This is a genomic window from Noviherbaspirillum sp., from assembly GCF_035654295.1.
Classification (GTDB): Bacteria; Pseudomonadota; Gammaproteobacteria; order Burkholderiales; family Burkholderiaceae_D; genus Noviherbaspirillum.
Window position 1 is genome coordinate 46690 of record NZ_DASRXF010000057.1, and the last position, 15954, is coordinate 62643.

The 15954-nt window shown below is 64.9% G+C and carries 17 protein-coding genes; 8 read left to right on the forward strand and 9 right to left on the reverse strand.

Going from position 1 to position 15954, the window contains the following annotated elements; translation table 11 throughout:
- Positions 1-11 precede the first annotated feature (11 nt).
- The gene (locus VFF99_RS06885) at positions 12-1202 is read right to left on the reverse strand and encodes an acetyl-CoA C-acyltransferase family protein (RefSeq protein ID WP_325016255.1); all 1191 of its coding nucleotides are present in this window, start codon (positions 1200-1202) and stop codon (positions 12-14) included.
- 198 nt (positions 1203-1400) lie between these two features.
- Between VFF99_RS06885 and VFF99_RS06890 the strand changes: the two genes are divergently transcribed.
- A complete protein-coding gene (locus VFF99_RS06890) occupies positions 1401-1586 on the forward strand; it encodes a hypothetical protein (RefSeq protein WP_325016257.1) in 186 nt (61 codons plus the stop codon).
- A gap of 32 nt (positions 1587-1618) precedes the next feature.
- On the opposite strand, the gene VFF99_RS06895 is transcribed toward VFF99_RS06890, so the two are convergent.
- From VFF99_RS06895 to VFF99_RS06910, 4 genes are all read right to left on the reverse strand, one after another.
- A complete protein-coding gene (locus VFF99_RS06895) occupies positions 1619-1798 on the reverse strand; it encodes a hypothetical protein (protein WP_325016259.1) in 180 nt (59 codons plus the stop codon).
- Between the two features lie 73 nt (positions 1799-1871).
- Complete coding sequence (locus tag VFF99_RS06900) at positions 1872-2276, reverse strand: nuclear transport factor 2 family protein (RefSeq protein WP_325016261.1); 405 nt, start codon at positions 2274-2276, stop codon at positions 1872-1874.
- Positions 2277-2383: 107 nt separating this feature from the next.
- Positions 2384-3529: an HD-GYP domain-containing protein gene (locus VFF99_RS06905; protein WP_325016263.1), complete on the reverse strand. Its 1146-nt coding sequence runs from the start codon at positions 3527-3529 to the stop codon at positions 2384-2386.
- 142 nt (positions 3530-3671) lie between these two features.
- Positions 3672-4820, reverse strand: a complete 1149-nt coding sequence (locus VFF99_RS06910; protein ID WP_325016266.1) for an ATP-grasp domain-containing protein — start codon at positions 4818-4820, stop codon at positions 3672-3674.
- Positions 4821-5026: 206 nt separating this feature from the next.
- Here VFF99_RS06910 and VFF99_RS06915 point away from each other — a divergent pair, with 206 nt between their 5' ends.
- The 4 genes from VFF99_RS06915 to VFF99_RS06930 all read left to right on the forward strand — a co-directional run bounded on the left by VFF99_RS06915 (position 5027) and on the right by VFF99_RS06930 (position 8830).
- Complete coding sequence (locus tag VFF99_RS06915) at positions 5027-5878, forward strand: SMP-30/gluconolactonase/LRE family protein (RefSeq protein WP_325016267.1); 852 nt, start codon at positions 5027-5029, stop codon at positions 5876-5878.
- Between the two features lie 111 nt (positions 5879-5989).
- Positions 5990-6610: a class I SAM-dependent methyltransferase gene (locus tag VFF99_RS06920; protein WP_325016269.1), complete on the forward strand. Its 621-nt coding sequence runs from the start codon at positions 5990-5992 to the stop codon at positions 6608-6610.
- Positions 6611-6767: 157 nt separating this feature from the next.
- Complete coding sequence (locus tag VFF99_RS06925; RefSeq protein WP_325016271.1) at positions 6768-7745, forward strand: tripartite tricarboxylate transporter substrate binding protein; 978 nt, start codon at positions 6768-6770, stop codon at positions 7743-7745.
- A gap of 113 nt (positions 7746-7858) precedes the next feature.
- The gene (locus VFF99_RS06930) at positions 7859-8830 is read left to right on the forward strand and encodes a GGDEF domain-containing protein (RefSeq protein ID WP_325016273.1); all 972 of its coding nucleotides are present in this window, start codon (positions 7859-7861) and stop codon (positions 8828-8830) included.
- A 22-nt stretch (positions 8831-8852) separates the two neighbouring features.
- Here the strand turns inward: VFF99_RS06930 and VFF99_RS06935 are convergent, their stop codons facing one another.
- Positions 8853-10277 (reverse strand): malic enzyme-like NAD(P)-binding protein, encoded by a 1425-nt coding sequence (locus tag VFF99_RS06935; protein WP_414691511.1) that lies wholly within the window; start codon positions 10275-10277, stop codon positions 8853-8855.
- A 234-nt stretch (positions 10278-10511) separates the two neighbouring features.
- On the reverse strand, positions 10512-10874 hold the full coding sequence (locus VFF99_RS06940; RefSeq protein WP_325016274.1) for a hypothetical protein: 363 nt from the start codon (positions 10872-10874) through the stop codon (positions 10512-10514).
- A gap of 118 nt (positions 10875-10992) precedes the next feature.
- On the opposite strand from VFF99_RS06940, the gene VFF99_RS06945 reads away from it, so the two are divergent.
- On the forward strand, positions 10993-11667 hold the full coding sequence (locus VFF99_RS06945) for a hypothetical protein (protein ID WP_325016276.1): 675 nt from the start codon (positions 10993-10995) through the stop codon (positions 11665-11667).
- Here the strand turns inward: VFF99_RS06945 and VFF99_RS06950 are convergent.
- Together VFF99_RS06950 and VFF99_RS06955 are read right to left on the reverse strand one after the other, a co-directional pair.
- Positions 11639-12250, reverse strand: a complete 612-nt coding sequence (locus VFF99_RS06950) for a carboxymuconolactone decarboxylase family protein (RefSeq protein ID WP_325016278.1) — start codon at positions 12248-12250, stop codon at positions 11639-11641. The two genes, VFF99_RS06945 and VFF99_RS06950, sit on opposite strands and share 29 nt — an antisense overlap.
- Positions 12247-13452 carry a YbfB/YjiJ family MFS transporter gene (locus tag VFF99_RS06955; RefSeq protein ID WP_325016280.1) on the reverse strand — a complete coding sequence of 402 codons (1206 nt, stop codon included), beginning with the start codon at positions 13450-13452 and terminating at the stop codon, positions 12247-12249. Before VFF99_RS06955 ends, VFF99_RS06950 begins: the two co-directional genes overlap by 4 nt.
- Positions 13453-13516: 64 nt before the next feature.
- On the opposite strand from VFF99_RS06955, the gene VFF99_RS06960 reads away from it, so the two are divergent.
- Together VFF99_RS06960 and VFF99_RS06965 are read left to right on the forward strand one after the other, a co-directional pair.
- Complete coding sequence (locus VFF99_RS06960) at positions 13517-14389, forward strand: LysR family transcriptional regulator (RefSeq protein WP_325016282.1); 873 nt, start codon at positions 13517-13519, stop codon at positions 14387-14389.
- A 176-nt stretch (positions 14390-14565) separates the two neighbouring features.
- Positions 14566-15954, forward strand: a 1389-nt coding sequence (locus VFF99_RS06965; protein ID WP_325016283.1) for a CHRD domain-containing protein, incomplete at its 3' end; no start/stop codon positions are given.

A 15954-nucleotide genomic window follows, 5' to 3' on the forward strand; every position in this document is an offset into this window, starting at 1 on the left:
CCGCGATGTGATTACAGACGTTCGATCACCGCAGCGATGCCTTGTCCGCCGCCGATGCACATGGTGATCAGACCGTAGCGCTTGCCGGTGCGGATCAGCTCGTACAGGCACTTGACGGTGATGATCGTGCCGCTGGCACCGAGCGGATGGCCAAGGGCAATGGCGCCGCCGTTCGGGTTGGTGCGGGCCGGGTCGAGGTCCAGGCCGCGGCACACGCCGAGCGACTGCGCGGCGAAGGCTTCATTCGATTCGATCACGTCCATGTCGTTCAGGCTGAGCCCGGCACGCTTGAGCGCGAGCTGCACCGCCGGGATCGGGCCGGTGCCCATGATGGACGGCTCGACGCCGGCCACCGCGTAGGACACCAGGCGCGCCATCGGCTGCAGGCCCGCGCGCGATGCGGCGCCGGCTTCCATCAGCACGCAGGCTGCCGCGCCGTCATTGAGGCCGGAGGCGTTGCCGGCGGTAACCGAGCCGCCCTCTTTCTTGAAAGCCGGCTTGAGCTTGGCCAGCGACTCCAGCGAGGTCTCGGCCTTCGGATGCTCGTCGGTGTCGAACACGACGGTGCCCTTGCGGCCCTGGATCTCGACCGGCACGATCTGCGACTTGAAGTGGCCGGCGGCGATCGCTGCCAGCGCCTTCTTCTGGCTGTTCAGCGCGAACTCGTCCTGCTCTTCACGGCTGATGCCGTACTGCGCAGCGACGTTCTCGGCGGTAATGCCCATGTGGCCCGCGCCGAAGGGATCGGACAGCGCGCCCACCATCATGTCGATCATCTTGAAGTCACCCATGCGCTGGCCCCAGCGCGCGGTCTGCGCGGAGTACGGCGCGCGGCTCATGGTCTCGACGCCGCCGCCGACGGCGATGTCGGTGTCGCCGAGCTGGATCGCATTGGCGGCGGTGACAATCGCCTGCAGGCCGGAACCGCACAGGCGGTTCAGCGTCAGTGCCGCGGATTCCTTGGCCATGCCGGCGTTGATGCCGACCACGCGCGAAACGTACATGTCGCGCGGTTCGCAGTGGATGACATTGCCCATCACGATCTGCCCGGCCTGTGCCGGATCGACCTTGGCGCGTGCAAAGGCTTCCTTGACCGCGATCGCCCCCAGGTCACAGGCGCTGAAATCCTTCAGTGTGCCGCCGAAGGTACCGATTGCGGTGCGCGCAGCACCGACGATGACGACGTCTCGTGTATTTGCCATATCTCTCTTTCTTGAATGAAGTTTTGTCTGTCTGTCCGCTATTTTACGCTGCGATGCAGTATTTTCTGTCAACTTCGGGACATTCGCACTACCGTAGAAGTACGGCAGGAAGGCGCACCGAAGATGCGAAAAATGCAATCCGTTTCCGTGCGGGAACCAATATTGACGGACCGAAACTAAGCTCTCTTTGGAGGCAATATGGATGTGCAAGAGGGCCAGCTCCCGGACGACGAAGCCGTGTTCGCGAGGCTGATGAAAAGATTGACGGGCAAGCAGGTGAACATGCCCGCGGACGAGGCCCGCAAGGTGATCCGTCCCGGCATGCCGGGCGATCGTTCGATCGTCGAAGTCACCGAGGAGCTGCTGCGGCAACTGAAGAAGTAAACAATGCGGGCGGGGAATTCCCCGCCCTGCATTCAATGCCGCTGATGCCTTTCCTGCTTCTTGCCGCCGCCGGCGCCGGTGTTGGTGCCGGCTTTCACGTGGCTCTTGTTGTCATGGCTGCTCTTGTTGCTCTGGCCGGAGCGGCCGTCCACCGACTTCACATCCGCTTCCGTCCTGTCCAGGCGCTTTGCCGGGGGTTTCACGTTATCCATCTGTCACCTCAGTTGCAAATAAGTCCATGGGGACAGTAGACAATGCCGCCTCCGGGAAAAATCCCCCGATTTCTCAACTTGCCCGGTAGGCGCGGTCGCCTGCCGCGGTGTCCGCGTATTCACGGAACCGGGCGATCTTGCCGTCGCGCACGGTAAACACTTCCGCCCAATCGCTTTCGAACACCTGGTCGGTCTGCTTCACCTTCCAGCTGTAGTGGCCGAGCGCCACCACCTTGTCGCCCTGGGCGATGAATTCCTGCGGTTCGAATTGCAGCGGCTGTTGCGACTGGTCGAGCTCGCTGAAGAATTGCCCGACCTCCGCCTTGCCATGGCGGGCACCGCTGAAGGGGACGTTTTCCGACCGGTCCAGGATCCATTCGATGTCATCCGACATGAGATTCATCAGGCCCGGGATGTCGCCCTGCTTGAACTTGTCGTATGCCTGCATGACAAGCCTGGTGTTTTCCTGTTCATTCATGGTCTGCTCCTCTGCGCCGCCGGCGCTCGCATTGCTCCCTTGCGTAACACCATAGGCGACGGACAGGCCCGGAAATTGTGCGGCATCAAAGAGGCCGCTGCAGGCTCTTACAGCGCGGCCTCCGTGCCCCAGAGCTGCTGCATGGAGATGCGCACGCCGGCCTGCGCTTCGTGCAGCACTTCCCGGATGGCATGCAGTTCCTTGTGCGTTTCGCGCCGGATCGGAAAGGAGAGCGGCGCCCCGCGCGGCCCGATCAGGGCATGCACGACCGGCGTCGTAGTGCTGCTGCCGCGCCCGGTCACCACGCCCACCTCGCCATTGACGAGGCGGACGAAGCTGCCCGTGGGATAGGTGCCGAGTTCGCGGATGAAACAGGCGGCCAGCAGCGGCTGGATGTTTTTCTTTTCGGTGAGCAGGATGTCGCGCAGCGCGGCGTTGGGCAGCATGGCCTTGCGATAGAGACGCGACGATACACGTGCGCAGTAGCGGTCGGCCAGCGCAAGGATCTTCGCATTCTCGGGAATCTCCGCACTGCGCTTGCCACGGGGATAGCCGCTGCCGTCCTCGTTCTCGTGGTGCAGCAGCACGTAATTCAGCACGTTCTCGTCGGCGATGCCGGCGTCGCGCAGGAGGCTCGCGCTTTGCTCCGGATGGTTGCGGATGAGCGCGTGCTCCTCTGCCGACAGCGGCTGCTCGCAGCGGTGGAGGTGTTCGTGATGACGCAGCATGCCGACGTTCATCAAGAGCGCCGCGGCCATGATGGCCTGCGCCTCCTGCGGTGGCTTGTTCATCGCGCGCGCGACGAGCAGGGAGACGACGGCGCAATCGACGCCGTGGCGCACCGGGTAGCTTCCCGCATCCTGATTCAGCAGGATGCATCCGAGCGCGACGTCGGGATTGATGTCGACCGCAAACCGGATCGCGGCGACGACTTCGACGATCTTCGGATACAGCTCGGATTCATTGTGGAGGTTGAACAGCAGGCGTTCCAGCCGCTTCGTCGCGAGATTGAGCAGGCGCAGCGCCGAGGGTCGCTCGATCGGTCTGACGGCTGCGGGTCCGGGCTGGATGGAGCCTGCGCTGTCGGACGTGGCGGTCACGAACAAGCCGCGCAGTACGAGCGTTTCGACCTGCTGCTCGCGCTGCACCACATGCCCCTTGCGCAGTAGCAGTTTGTTGTTCGAATCGTAGACATCCCATGGCAGGGGCTTCCCCACCACGATGTCTGCCATGGAAATGCGGCGCTGCTCCATCCCTGTCTCCTCCCTGTATGCGGCGACGGCGGTGCCGGCGCGCTATTTTTTTGCGCAGTGTATCGGCATCAGGGGGAATGCACAACAATCCCTGCAGATGACAGCAACATATCGACAGAAATAGAGAACAGCCTCTAAACGCTCATGCCGGCTCCGTCACCGTTCCGGCGGACTTGCCACTGCCACTCAAGCAGGGACGCGCCCTCGTGCGGGCAAAGCGGAAGACGCTCGCCGGCAGTTCGCGCGCGAAGGCGCCGAGCGCGGGCGGATCGAATGCCATTGCGCGCAGCAGGCGGCCTTGCCCGCTGCGATCTGCCAGCATGCTGCGCCACGCGGAGGGGCGGATCAGGGGATGGCGGATGCTGGCGCTTCCCGCCGTCAGGGCGCGTACGCCGGCGTCGCCTGCCGCCGGCACAATGCTCTCGGCGACGAAGTTGAGGCCACACGATACCGATGCGGTCAGCGATGCCCAGAAGCGCGGATTCGACTCGATCAGCCACACCTTGCCGGTCCCTTCCTCGACGCGTGCATCGACATGCATGACGCCGTGGTAGGTACTGGCATGCGACAGCGCCGTGGCTATCGCTTCCAGCGGCGGACTGGTCACGAAGTCGATGCGCGAGCCGTTCGCCCGCTGCACCGCAAGTGCGCTCAGCCGCCCTTCCACCGAGAGAAAACTCACGTCCACGTCGTCGCCGCGGATGAAGCGCTGCGCGATCAGCGGCCCGTAGTCGTAGCCGGGGTTGTCGATAATCGAGGCGAAGAAGTCTTCCGCGCCGCTGACCACATGCACGCCGGTGGAGCCGGCGCGGTCGAGCGGCTTGACGACAAAGGGCAGTCCGAGCCGGGACACGATGGCATGGAAATCCATGGTCGCCTTTGCCGCAAAGCGGATCGTGTCCGGCACGGGCAGGCCGATGTCGGTGCAGAAGCGGTGGAAGTGCCACTTGTTGTCGAACATGTCGAGCGTGGGCAATGCCGGAATGGGCGTGGTCTTCATCTTCAACCGGCCGCGCACGCGGTTGGCGAGGCGGATGGCATCGCAATCGGCGGGGATCAGGATGACATGGGGATTGCTTTCGGCGAGCCGGTTCACGGCTGCGACGTAGGCCGCGTCCGCGGCGCCGTCGATATCCAGTGTGATCTGCCGCTTGCACAGGCCCGACCATCTCAGGATGCCGGTCGCCTTTCCGCCGACCACCACGCACTTGGCATCGGTAAAACTGCGGATCGCAAGCAGCACGGCCGAGACCACGCGCCTGCAGTTGCCTGTCACGATGAAGTTGATCACCTGCTCTCCCTGTTCGATGCATGTTTTAACCGAAGCATGGCCGCTTGCTTGCGAACATATTTTGAGCCTGCGCAATCGTGCGGGATCGAGGCTTGCAAGAACAAGCGCCGGCTGCGCGTATCATTCCATGACGAAAAAAATTGATGCAGCAATGTGGCGCAAACGGACCGCGCACCGGCTACGCAAAAAAATCCTTGGAGGCCCGCATGAACAACGATAACGATTCCCGCATCCTCGTCGACGGACTGGCATTCCCGGAGGCGCCGCGCTGGCATGAAGGCGCGCTCTGGTTTTCCGACTTCTACACGCACAAGGTCCACCGCCTCGCCGGCGACGGCACGCTCGACACCATCGCCGAAGTGCCCGGCCAGCCCTCGGGACTTGGGTGGATGCCGGACGGCAGCCTGCTCGTCGTGTCGATGCACGACCGCCGCGTGCTGCGCATGGCGGACGGCCGTCTCGTCACCCATGCCGCGCTCGACCGCTACACCCCCTCGCTGTGCAACGACATGGTGGTGGATGCGCAGGGGCGCGCCTATGTCGGCAACTTCGGCTTCGACATGCTCAACAGGGAAGCGCCGAAGCCCACTGTGCTGCTGATGGTGGCTCCGGATGGCGAAACCCGGATTGCCGCCGACAATCTGCTCTTTCCCAACGGATGCGTGATCACGCCCGGCGGCGGCACGCTGATCGTGGCCGAGACCTTCGGCAAGTGCCTCACGGCTTTCGACATTGGGGCGGACGGCAGCCTGGAGAAGCGGCGCATCTGGGCCGAGCTCGGCGATGCCTCGCCGGACGGCATCTGTCTCGATGCGGAAGGCGCGGTATGGGTGGCATCGCCCCCGACCTCGGAATTCCTGCGCGTGCATGAAGGCGGCCGCGTGTCCGAACGCATCCCGGTCTCCGGCCAGGCGATCGCCTGCGCGCTCGGCGGACCGGAGCGGCGCACGCTGTTCATGGTCATCGGGAAGGTGGCAAGGGCGCCGCGCGCACTGGCCGAGCGCAACGGGCGCATCGAAGCGCGGGAGGTCGGCGTGGGCGGCGCCGGCATGCCCTGAGCGTTACCTGGCGTTACTGGCCGGAAGCGATCTGGCGCAAGCCAATGAACTTTCTACCGCCCAAATGTCTTACATACGAATTTGACAACGCCACTTTCCCGGAACGTATGTATGAATCCTATCTCCGTTGATAACGTCGTCGATACATACCGCTTTTACGCTCCCCTTTACGATCGCCTTTTCGGCGCCGTGCTCGAACCCGGCCGCCGCGCCCTCACCGAAGCCGTCTGCGCCATGCGCCCTACCTCCATACTGGAGGTGGGCGTGGGCACCGGGCTGACGCTGGAACGCTATCCCGCGAGCGCCTCGGTGATCGGCATCGACATTTCCACCGAGATGCTCGAGATCGCACGGGAGCGCGCGGAAAAGCTGCCGGGAAGAAGCATCCACCTCGCGGCGATGAATGCCGAGACGATGGACTTTCCCGACGGTTCCTTCGATTGCGTGGCGATTCCCTACGTGCTGTCGGTCACGCCCAACCCCGAGCGCCTGGTGGCCGAGATCCGGCGTGTGTGCCGCCGCAACGGCACGATCCTGATCCTCAACCATTTCAGCGGCAGCCGCTTCTGGTGGTCGCTGGAACGCGCGGTGCGGCCGCTGGCCAACCGCATCGGTTTCCGCTCCGATTTCTGCTTTGACGAGCAGATCCTGAAGCACGACTGGGAGATCCTGTCGGTAAAGAAGGTGAATCTGTGCGGCCTGTCGCGCCTGGTGACGATCCGCAACACCTGATCCCCTAGCCCTCCAATTTTCCGCACGCCTGTTCTTTTTCTAGTAGGATAAGAACAGGCGCCGTTCGCACATCCATTCCCAAGGTTTTCACCGCGCCGCCGTCTGCATCATGCGGAAGCGCAACCCTCGCAGTGCATAACGATAAAGGAGACATAGCATGAGACAGCCTCGTTTTACCCGACGCGATTTCATCAAGTCGGCCGCAGCCGCCACCGCAACCATCGCCTTTCCTGCAATCGCCCAATCCTACCCGTCGCGCCCGGTGCGCCTGATCTGCCCGTGGCCGGCAGGCGGCTCGACCGACGTCGTCATGCGCGCCTTCGCCGAGAGCCTGAGCAAGAACCTGGGCGGCACCGTGGTGCTGGACAACAAGCCCGGTGCCGGCGGCATCCTCGGCGCCGTCGAACTCGTGAACGCCAAGCCGGACGGCTATACGCTGTCGCAGCTGCCGCTCGGCATCTTCCGCATCCCGCACATGCAGAAGGTAGCATTCGACCCGATGAAGGATCTGACTTACATCGCCTGCCTGACCGGCTATACCTTCGGTCTGGTGGTGCGCTCGGATTCGCCGATCAAGAGCATCAAGGATCTCGTCGATTACGCGAAGGCCAATCCCGAGACCTTCTCGTATGGCTCCACCGGCACCGGTACCACGCCGCACCTGGTGGTGGAACAGTTCGCCAGGCGCGCCGGCATCAAGCTGATGCACGTACCGTTCAAGGGCAATGCGGACGGCATGCAGGCGCTGCTGGGCGGGCACGTGATGGCGCACAGCGATGCGACCGGTTGGGCATCCGCCGTCGAAGCCGGCCGCGCGCGCCTGCTGGCGACTTATGGCAGCAAGCGCACCAAGCGCTGGCCCAACGTGCCGACGCTGCTGGAGCTGGGCTACCAGACCGTGTCCGATTCGCCCTTCGGCATCGGCGGGCCGAAAGGCATGGAGCCGGCTATCGTCACCCGCCTCCAGGACGCGCTGCGCAAGACCCTGGACGACCCGGCGGTGCAGACGACGCTCGACAAGTTCGACCAGCCGGTGATCTGGATGGATAGCGCAACCTATACCAAGTTCGCGCAGGACACCTACCGCGAAGAGAAGGAAACGATCGAGAGCCTCGGGCTGGCCAAGACGAGCTGAGCGGACGCGCCGGCGGCGGTACGGCAAGCGCCGCTGCCGGCCATATTCTTTCCTCGCGGAATCGCATTTCAGCAACTATCATGAAATGACTTGAAGGACGCGAACAGCTTGCCATGCCTTTCATTTCCACCTGGATGAACGCGCTCGCCGCCTGCATGCGGTCCCGGGCCTGCAGGCCGGAACTGACGGCGCTCCTCGACAACTCTCCCGATCTCATCGCACGTTTCGACGATGGGCTGCGCTGCACCTACATCAACAGCAGAGTACAGGCTTACTTCAAGGTACCGCCGGAACGCGTGATCGGCAAATCCGTCGCCGAACTCCGCCCGTGCAGGAGCCTGCGCAAAATGCTGATGCGGCTCTTGCACGACGGCGGCGAAGCCACGCAAGAGTACAAGGATGGCGGCCGCAGCTTCGAGGCGCACTGCGTCGCCGAGCCGGGTGCGGACGGGACTGGCAGCTCCGTCCTGTGCATCGTGCGCGACGTGACGGCCCGCCGCCGGGCCCAGGAGGAGTTGAAGCACCAGGCGACGCACGACCCGCTGACCGGCCTGCCGAACCGCGCCCTTCTCACCGATCGCCTGATGCAGGCGATCAGCTATGCGCAGCGCTACCACCGCGCGATCGCCGTCGCCTTCCTCGACCTCGACAGGTTCAAGCACATCAACGATACGCTCGGCCACGATGCCGGCGACCAGTTGCTGAAGACCGTCGCCGCCCGCCTATCGGCCTGCGTGCGCGATTCCGACACCGTGGCACGCCTGGGCGGCGACGAGTTCGTGCTGGTGCTCTACGACCAGGCCAACGAAGAGATCACCTGCCAGGCGCTGCGGCGCGTGCTCGGCAGCATTTCACAGCCGATGGAGATTTGCGGACGCGAATTGACGATCAGCTGCAGCATCGGCTTTGCGGTCTATCCGCAGGACGGGCGCGACGCCGACACGCTGATCAAGAACGCCGATACGGCCATGTACCGCGCCAAGGAACGGGGGCGCGACACCTTCCGCTTCTATGACGAGGACCTGCACGCGCGCATCAACGAGCGGCTGCGCTGTCCGGAAGCCTTGCCATCGCGCGTACCGTGACGGCGATGGCGGTCCTGCCGGCTTACTTCAGGAGAGTACGCGCCAGGGCTTCGAGCCGGGCTGTATAGGCAGCGGGCTCCAGCTCCCTGCGCGCGACGCCGCTTTCGGTTGCGGCAGCGGCGATCTTCGGCGTCACGCCGGTCAGCAGGCGCTCATCGAGCAGTGTCGGCACGATGTACTTCTTGCTGAAGCGTGCATCGCTGCGCGCCATCTCCGCGAGGGCGACGACGCAGGCGCGCTTCATGGCCTGGTTGATGTTGGTCGCGGCGCTGTCGAGCGCGGCGCGGAAAAGGTAAGGGAAGCACAGGGCGTTGTTGATCTGGTTCGGATAGTCGGAACGGCCGGTGGCGACGATGGCGTCGGGCGCGGCTTCGAGCACCAGTTCCGGACGCAGTTCCGGCTCCGGGTTGGCCAGCGCGAACACGATGGGTTGCGCCGCCATCTTCTTCACGTCTTCCTGTTTCAGCAGGCCGGGGCCGGAGAGGCCGAGGAAGACGTCCGCCATGCCGATCACGTCGGACAGCGTTTGCGCCGTCGTGTCCTGCGCCCAGGCGCGCTTTTCCCCGGTGAGCTCGCGCGCGGTGGTCAGCACGCCGCGGCTGTCGCACACGTAGACATTCTCGCGGCGCACACCCAGGTCCACTAGCATGTCGAGGCAGGCCAGTGCCGCCGCGCCCGCGCCGGAGCACACCACCTTGGCCAGCGAGATGTCGCGGCCGGTCAGGTGCAGCGCGTTGAGGAAGCCGGAGCCGACGACGATGGCGGTGCCGTGCTGGTCGTCGTGGAATACCGGGATCGACAGGCGCTCGCGCAGCTGGCGCTCGACCGCGAAGCATTCCGGTGCCTTGATGTCTTCGAGGTTGATGCCGCCGAAGGTGGGATGGAGGGCGGCGATGATCTCGACCAGCTTGTCCGGGTCGGTCTCGTCGATCTCGATGTCGAAGGCATCGATGCCGGCAAACTTCTTGAACAGGACTGCCTTCCCTTCCATCACCGGCTTGCCGGCAAGCGCGCCGATGTCGCCCAGGCCGAGCACCGCGGTGCCGTTGGTGATCACGCCCACGAGGTTGCCCTTGGCGGTGTATTCGTAGGCCTTGGCGGGGTCCTTGTTGATCTCGACGCAGGGCACGGCGACGCCCGGCGAGTAGGCCAGCGCCAGGTCGGCCTGGCTGGCGACCGGCTTGGTCACCTGGATGGCGATCTTGCCGCGCTGCCCGGCGGCGTGGTATTCGAGTGCTTGTTGTTCCAGCGTGGTCATCGTGAAGCTTTCTGTCAGGTTGATCCGGAAGAGTCCGATCGAAAACACGCGCAGAATGCGGCGGCCCGCGCTGCCTGCGTGGTCGCAGTCGCGCGATGGTTTTCGAGCGGACTCGATATCTCGTCGTGGATTGTCGAACGCCTCCAGGCGTCGGGCGGTCAGGAACTGTCCGGCTTCCGGACATTGCACAGGGATCTCTCGTGCACGGTTCTTGCCGTCGTGTGCGGCCCGCGCAAGGCTGCTTAAGCCATCCGCGTTCCGTGGGCGGGCATGCCGCAGCGACGCAAGCGGCATCTCCCGGTTTCTCCCGCTGATAAGGGAGAAGGAGCAAACACGTCTCCCCGCGGCGGGACCGCAGGGAGGCGATAGACTAGCATAATCCGGCGCAATCCGGGCGTATAGCGGTATGGCTTTGCCGGACGTTCAGCGGAAGGCTTCGGCCAGCGACATGACGCGCGGCGCGACGGTGATGTTGAAGCCGGCGAGGACTTCGCCGAGCTGCTGCAAGTTGGATTCCTTTTCCGCCGCGGTCCAGCCTTCGAAAATGTCGGTGCCGGGTTTCTGGAAGTGGATGTCGACGACCTTCCTGCCGTCGTGATGGGTGTAGGGCTTGGTGAACACCTGCTTGAAGCCGAGGCCTTCGACCGCGCCGATGAACCCGGAAGGCGGGTCGGCCGCATCGACCGCGGCATACACCATGAATGTCTTGCCCGGCGGCTTGGCCGCGATATCCACCGCAAAGACACCGGGCGCGACCGGCGCCGACGTGCTCTTCAGAAAAAGCATATAACCCTCTTCCGGCAATCCAATGATCGAGGGAATATGCCACAAATATCTTTCCTGTAGAACAGTTGTCTTTCTTGCCAGCGCTACCGTACTATTGCGGCAAGACAACTTTGCAGGCATGCCCATGTTCGTCGGCCACTACTCCGCAGCCTTCCTTGCCAAGCGCGTCGCCCCCTCGGTGCCGCTTCCGGTGTATTTCATCGCCTGCCAGTTGATCGACCTGTTCTGGGGCGGGCTGGTGCTGCTCGGCATCGAGAAGCTGCGCGTGATCCCCGGCTTCACGCGCTCCAACGGACTGGATCTGTATTTCATGCCCTACACGCACAGCCTGTCGTCGGCGGTGCTGTGGTCGGTCGCGGCGGCCCTGCTGTTCTGGCTGTGCACCCCGCGGCTGGCGCAAAGGATGCGCTGCGCGTTCGCCATCGGCCTGACCGTGGCGGCGCATTGGATGCTGGACCTGCTGGTGCATATCCCCGACCTGCCCCTGTGGTTCGACAGCATGAAGGTAGGCCTGGGGTGGTGGAACTACCGGACCTTCGCACTCCTGCTGGAGCTCGGCCTGCTGTGGGGGAGCGTGCTGCTGTGCCTGAAGCAAGCCGGCGACCGGCGCGCACGCTACCTGCTTCTTGCGGCAGGCATGAGCGGCCTGCAACTGTACAGCCTCTTCAAGCAGCCGGCGGCACCGGCCGCCGTCGCGATGCAGCTCCTGGCCGCCTATCTCGCCCTCACCGCCTGTGCCTGGTGGGCAAGCCGCCGCCCTGCGATCAGCGCGGGAACGGCGACAGCGGCGTGACCTTGGTTTCCTTCTGCGGCGGCGTGCGCGCCACGTTCATGATCATCGACACCGTGGTGAAGTACCCCGCCAGCCCGACCATGTCGATCACGCCACGCTCGCCGAAGCGCTCCACCGCGCGCCGGTAAGTCTCGTCCGACACGCCCTGAGTGCGGGCCAGCTCGTCGCACAGGTCATACGCAATCTCTTCGTCTTCAGCCATGCCGCGCGGGCGCCGGCCTTCCGCCAGCGCATCGAGGACTTCCTGCTTCACCCCGGCCTTGAGCGCCAGCGGGTAATGCATGCACCACTCGAACTGCTGCGTCCACTGGCGCGACACGATCAGCATCACCCATTCGTTGATCCGTGTTTCGAGCGCGCTGTGGAAGCGGATATATTCGCCGACCTTCTGCAGCCGGTTCATCAACTCGGGACTGCGCATGAGCGGGATGAAGGGGCCGAACACGGCGCCGCGCGGGCCGTTGATCAGTTCCTGCGCCGCCGCCTTCTGGGCGTCGTCCATCGCGTCCATCGCCAGCGGCGGCATGCGCTCCGGGCCAGCCATGCAGTTTGTCGGGTCGAGTCTGGTGGTGCCGTAGCTCATGTCGCTTCCTTTCGTTCAAGTCGATTGTCCTGTCCCCGCCCGAGCAGCAAGGCGCTGCCGGCCAGCAGCACGGCCGCGATGACCAGCGCCGTCGAAAAACTGCCGCCGCCGGCGCCCGATACGGTGAGCGGCCCGATGATCTGGCCCGCGGCAAATGCCGAGGTCATTGCCGCGATCAGGACCGTGGCATTGCCGGCCGCAATGCGCTTGCCTTCCTGCAGCGCCGCCAGCGTGATGACCATGAAGGTGCCGCCAACGCACAGCGCGGCCACGAACACTGCAAGGAGGCCGGGCATGACGGCCGGCAGCACGACGCCGGCGGCCATCACGAAATGGCTCAGCATCCAGAGCCGCCGGTTGCCCATGCGAGCGACCAGCCAGGCGACGGCCAGCGTCGATAGCGCCGCGGCAAGGCCGAAGATCGGCCAGGACCAGCCGAACAGCGAGGAATCCTGCAGCGCGTTGCGCGCCATGACCGGCAGGAAGGTGGCGGGGATGATGTAGCCAAAGCCGAACACGCCGTAGCAGAACACGAGGCGTACCGCATCCATGTTCCATTTGTAGCGGGCGTGGGCCGTCGGCCCGCCGGCCGCGGCGTCGGTGGCGCGGAAGAAACGCCATGTCGCGGCCGCGACCGCCAGCGACAGCAATCCCATCGATAGCCAGGCTTGGGGCGACGGCGCCTCGGCGCGGATCAGCGCCAGGCACAGCAGGCCTGCCAGTGCGATGCCGGTTCCCACCCCGGCGAACACGAGGCTGTTGAGGAAAGGACGCTGGTAGCGCGCCAGCGAACCCATGCACCATGCCGACACCGAGATCAGCACCCAGGCGCTGGCCATGCCGGCCAGCAGGCGCAGCACCAGCCAGACCGCAAACGGCAACTGCATGCCCATCGCCAGTGTCAGCACGGCAACGGCAAGCAGGCCGCCGCGGATAGCGTGCTCCGGCCGGATGCGCACCACCATTGCGCTGAGCGCACCCAGCAGGTAACCGAGATAGTTGGCCGAGGCGAGCAGGCCGCCGGAGGCGATTGAGAGTCCGGCATCCTGCATCATCATCGGCATGACGGGCGTAAACGCAAAACGCCCGATGCCCATGGCGACGGCAAGCGCCGACAAGCCGGCAAGCGCCTTGGCAAGCGGCCCGGCTTCGGGGCGGAGTGCGCCGATGGGGCGCGCGGTGGTGGAATCCTGTCTGTTCATGCTAGCAGTCTACCTTGACCAAGGCATCCTTAAAAATGAATAATGGAGATAGGAGGTTCTCAAAATGAGAAACATCGACCTGGATTCCCTGCACATCTTCAAGGCTGTCGTGGACTACGGCGGCATCACCAAGGCGGCCAGCCAGCTCAACCGCGTGCAATCGAACATCACTACCCGCGTCAAGAACCTGGAAGACCGGCTGGGCGTGAAACTGTTCCAGCGCCAGGGCGGCAAGCTGGTGCTGTCGCCGGAAGGCACGCAGCTCCTGTCCTATGCCGACCGCCTGCTGCGCCTGGCGTCCGAGGCCGAAGCCTCGCTGCGCCAGGGAACGCCGCGCGGCACCTTGCGCATCGGCACGATGGAGAGCACCGCGGCGGCCCGCCTGCCACCCCTGCTGTCGCGCTATCACCAGCGCTTTCCGGAAGTGCAGATCGAACTCGTCACCGGCACCTCCGGGGCCTTGATCGGGCGCGTGCTGCGCTTCGAAGTCGAGGCGGCCTTCGTCGCCGAGCCCTTTACCGCGACCGGCCTGGACATGCAGGAAGCCTTCCGCGAGGAACTGGTGCTGATCACGCCGAAAAACAGCCCGCCGGTGAAGACGCCGAAGGATTTGAGCAAGCATACGCTGATTGCCTTCACCACCGGCTGCTCCTACCGGCGGATCCTGGAGGAATGGCTGGGCATGTCGTCCATCGTGCCCGACCGCGTGCTCGAGCTCGGTTCCTATCATGCGATCGTGGCCTGCGTCGCCGCCGGTTCGGGCGGCGCCATCGTGCCGCGCTCGGTGCTTGCCGTGGTGCATGCGGAAAACGAGGTGGCTGCCTATCCGCTGCCCGAGCGTGTCGCCCGCGCGAAAACCTGGCTGGTGTGGCGCGAGGGGCATCAGTCGGTGGCGCTCGATGCGCTCAAGGGCGAGTTGCAGAAGCAAAAGCGCTGACGCGTCCGAAGTATTTTTTTCCTTCCACCGCGTAGTTCTTACGCATGTGGCGCGCACCGCCTTGCGCGCATGCACGCGCCGCCGCTGGCATAAACGCTGCATTCCTGTCCCTGCCGCATTGCGCCTTCCAGGCAATGCGAATTGGCGCTCGTCCGTCCCAGACAGGAGATCCGGCAATGAAGAGCTTTCCCTTCGGATTGAACATCCGCATCGCCATCGCCATGCTCGGCGCCTTGTCCCTTGTTTCCTGCAGCGGCGGGGGCGGCGACAGCGGCACGACCACACCGGCCAGCAGCTCCCCAGCGCCGGCCGCGACGCAAGCGGCGGTCTCGGAACTGGTCGACACCTTCGCCTCCACGCTCACGGCAGCGCAGGTCGTGCCGCAGCGCTCAAGCGCGGCCACCGCTGCTGGCACCGTCGTCATCCAGCCGGCCACGCGCCTGATGACTGCGACGCTGACCACGACGGGCATCGCCGGCACTGCGGCGGATATCCAGCAGGCACCGGCGGGCCTGAACGGGCCGATTGTTTTCCCGCTGACAGAGACCTCGCGCGGCAGCGGCGTCTGGACCGCGCGCGCGGTGCTGACCGAAGCGCAGCACAACGCCTTCCGCGCGGGCGATTTCTATTTCAACGTGCGCAGCACCAACTTCGGCGAGGGCGAGATCCGCGGCCAGATCCTGTCGCAACAGCCGGGGACGACGCCGGCAACTTCGACCAGTACCGGCACGGGCACCAGCGCCAACACCGGCACCACCAGCGTCGGCGCCGGGCTCAATCCCTTCGTCACCTCCACGGGCACCTTCCTCACTGCGCTGCGGGGCTCGCAGGAAGTGCCGCCGAACACGAGCGTCGCACTGGGCTCCGGCACGGTGCTCGTCAACCCTGCCAACGGGCAGCTGATTGCCGGCGTGACGACTTCCGGCATTGCGGGAACCTCGGCGCATATCCATGAAGCACCGCAAGGGGTGAACGGCCCGATCATCTTCCCCCTCGCGGAATCGGTTGCGGGCAGCGGCGTCTGGACGACCAGCGTGGTGCTCACCGAAGCGCAACTGGCCTCCTTGCAGGCAGGGAATTTCTACTTCAACGTCCACAGCGCCGCCTTCCCCAACGGCGAAATCCGCGGCCAGATCCTGCCGCAGACCATCTCGCTCGAATTCGTCACCGGCGCCGCAGGAAGGCCCGGCGCGACGAACGGCACAGGCACAGGGCTTACCGGGACAGGGACGGGAATAACCGGGACAGGGACGACTGGAACAGGGACGACCGGAACCGGCATGACAGGCACCGGCCTGACCGGTACGGGAACAACCGGATCAGGATTGACGGGAACAGGGGTGACTGGAACAGGTACCGGGCTGACCGGCACAGGCACGGGAATCACCGGCACAGGCACCGGACTCACCGGCATAGGCACCGGAATCACCGGCACGGGCACCGGAATCACGGGCACAGGCACCGGAATCACCGGAACGGGCACCGGACTCACCGGAACGGGCACCGGATTCACCGGCACAGGCACCGGATTCACCGGCACAGGCACCGGACTCACCGGCACAGGC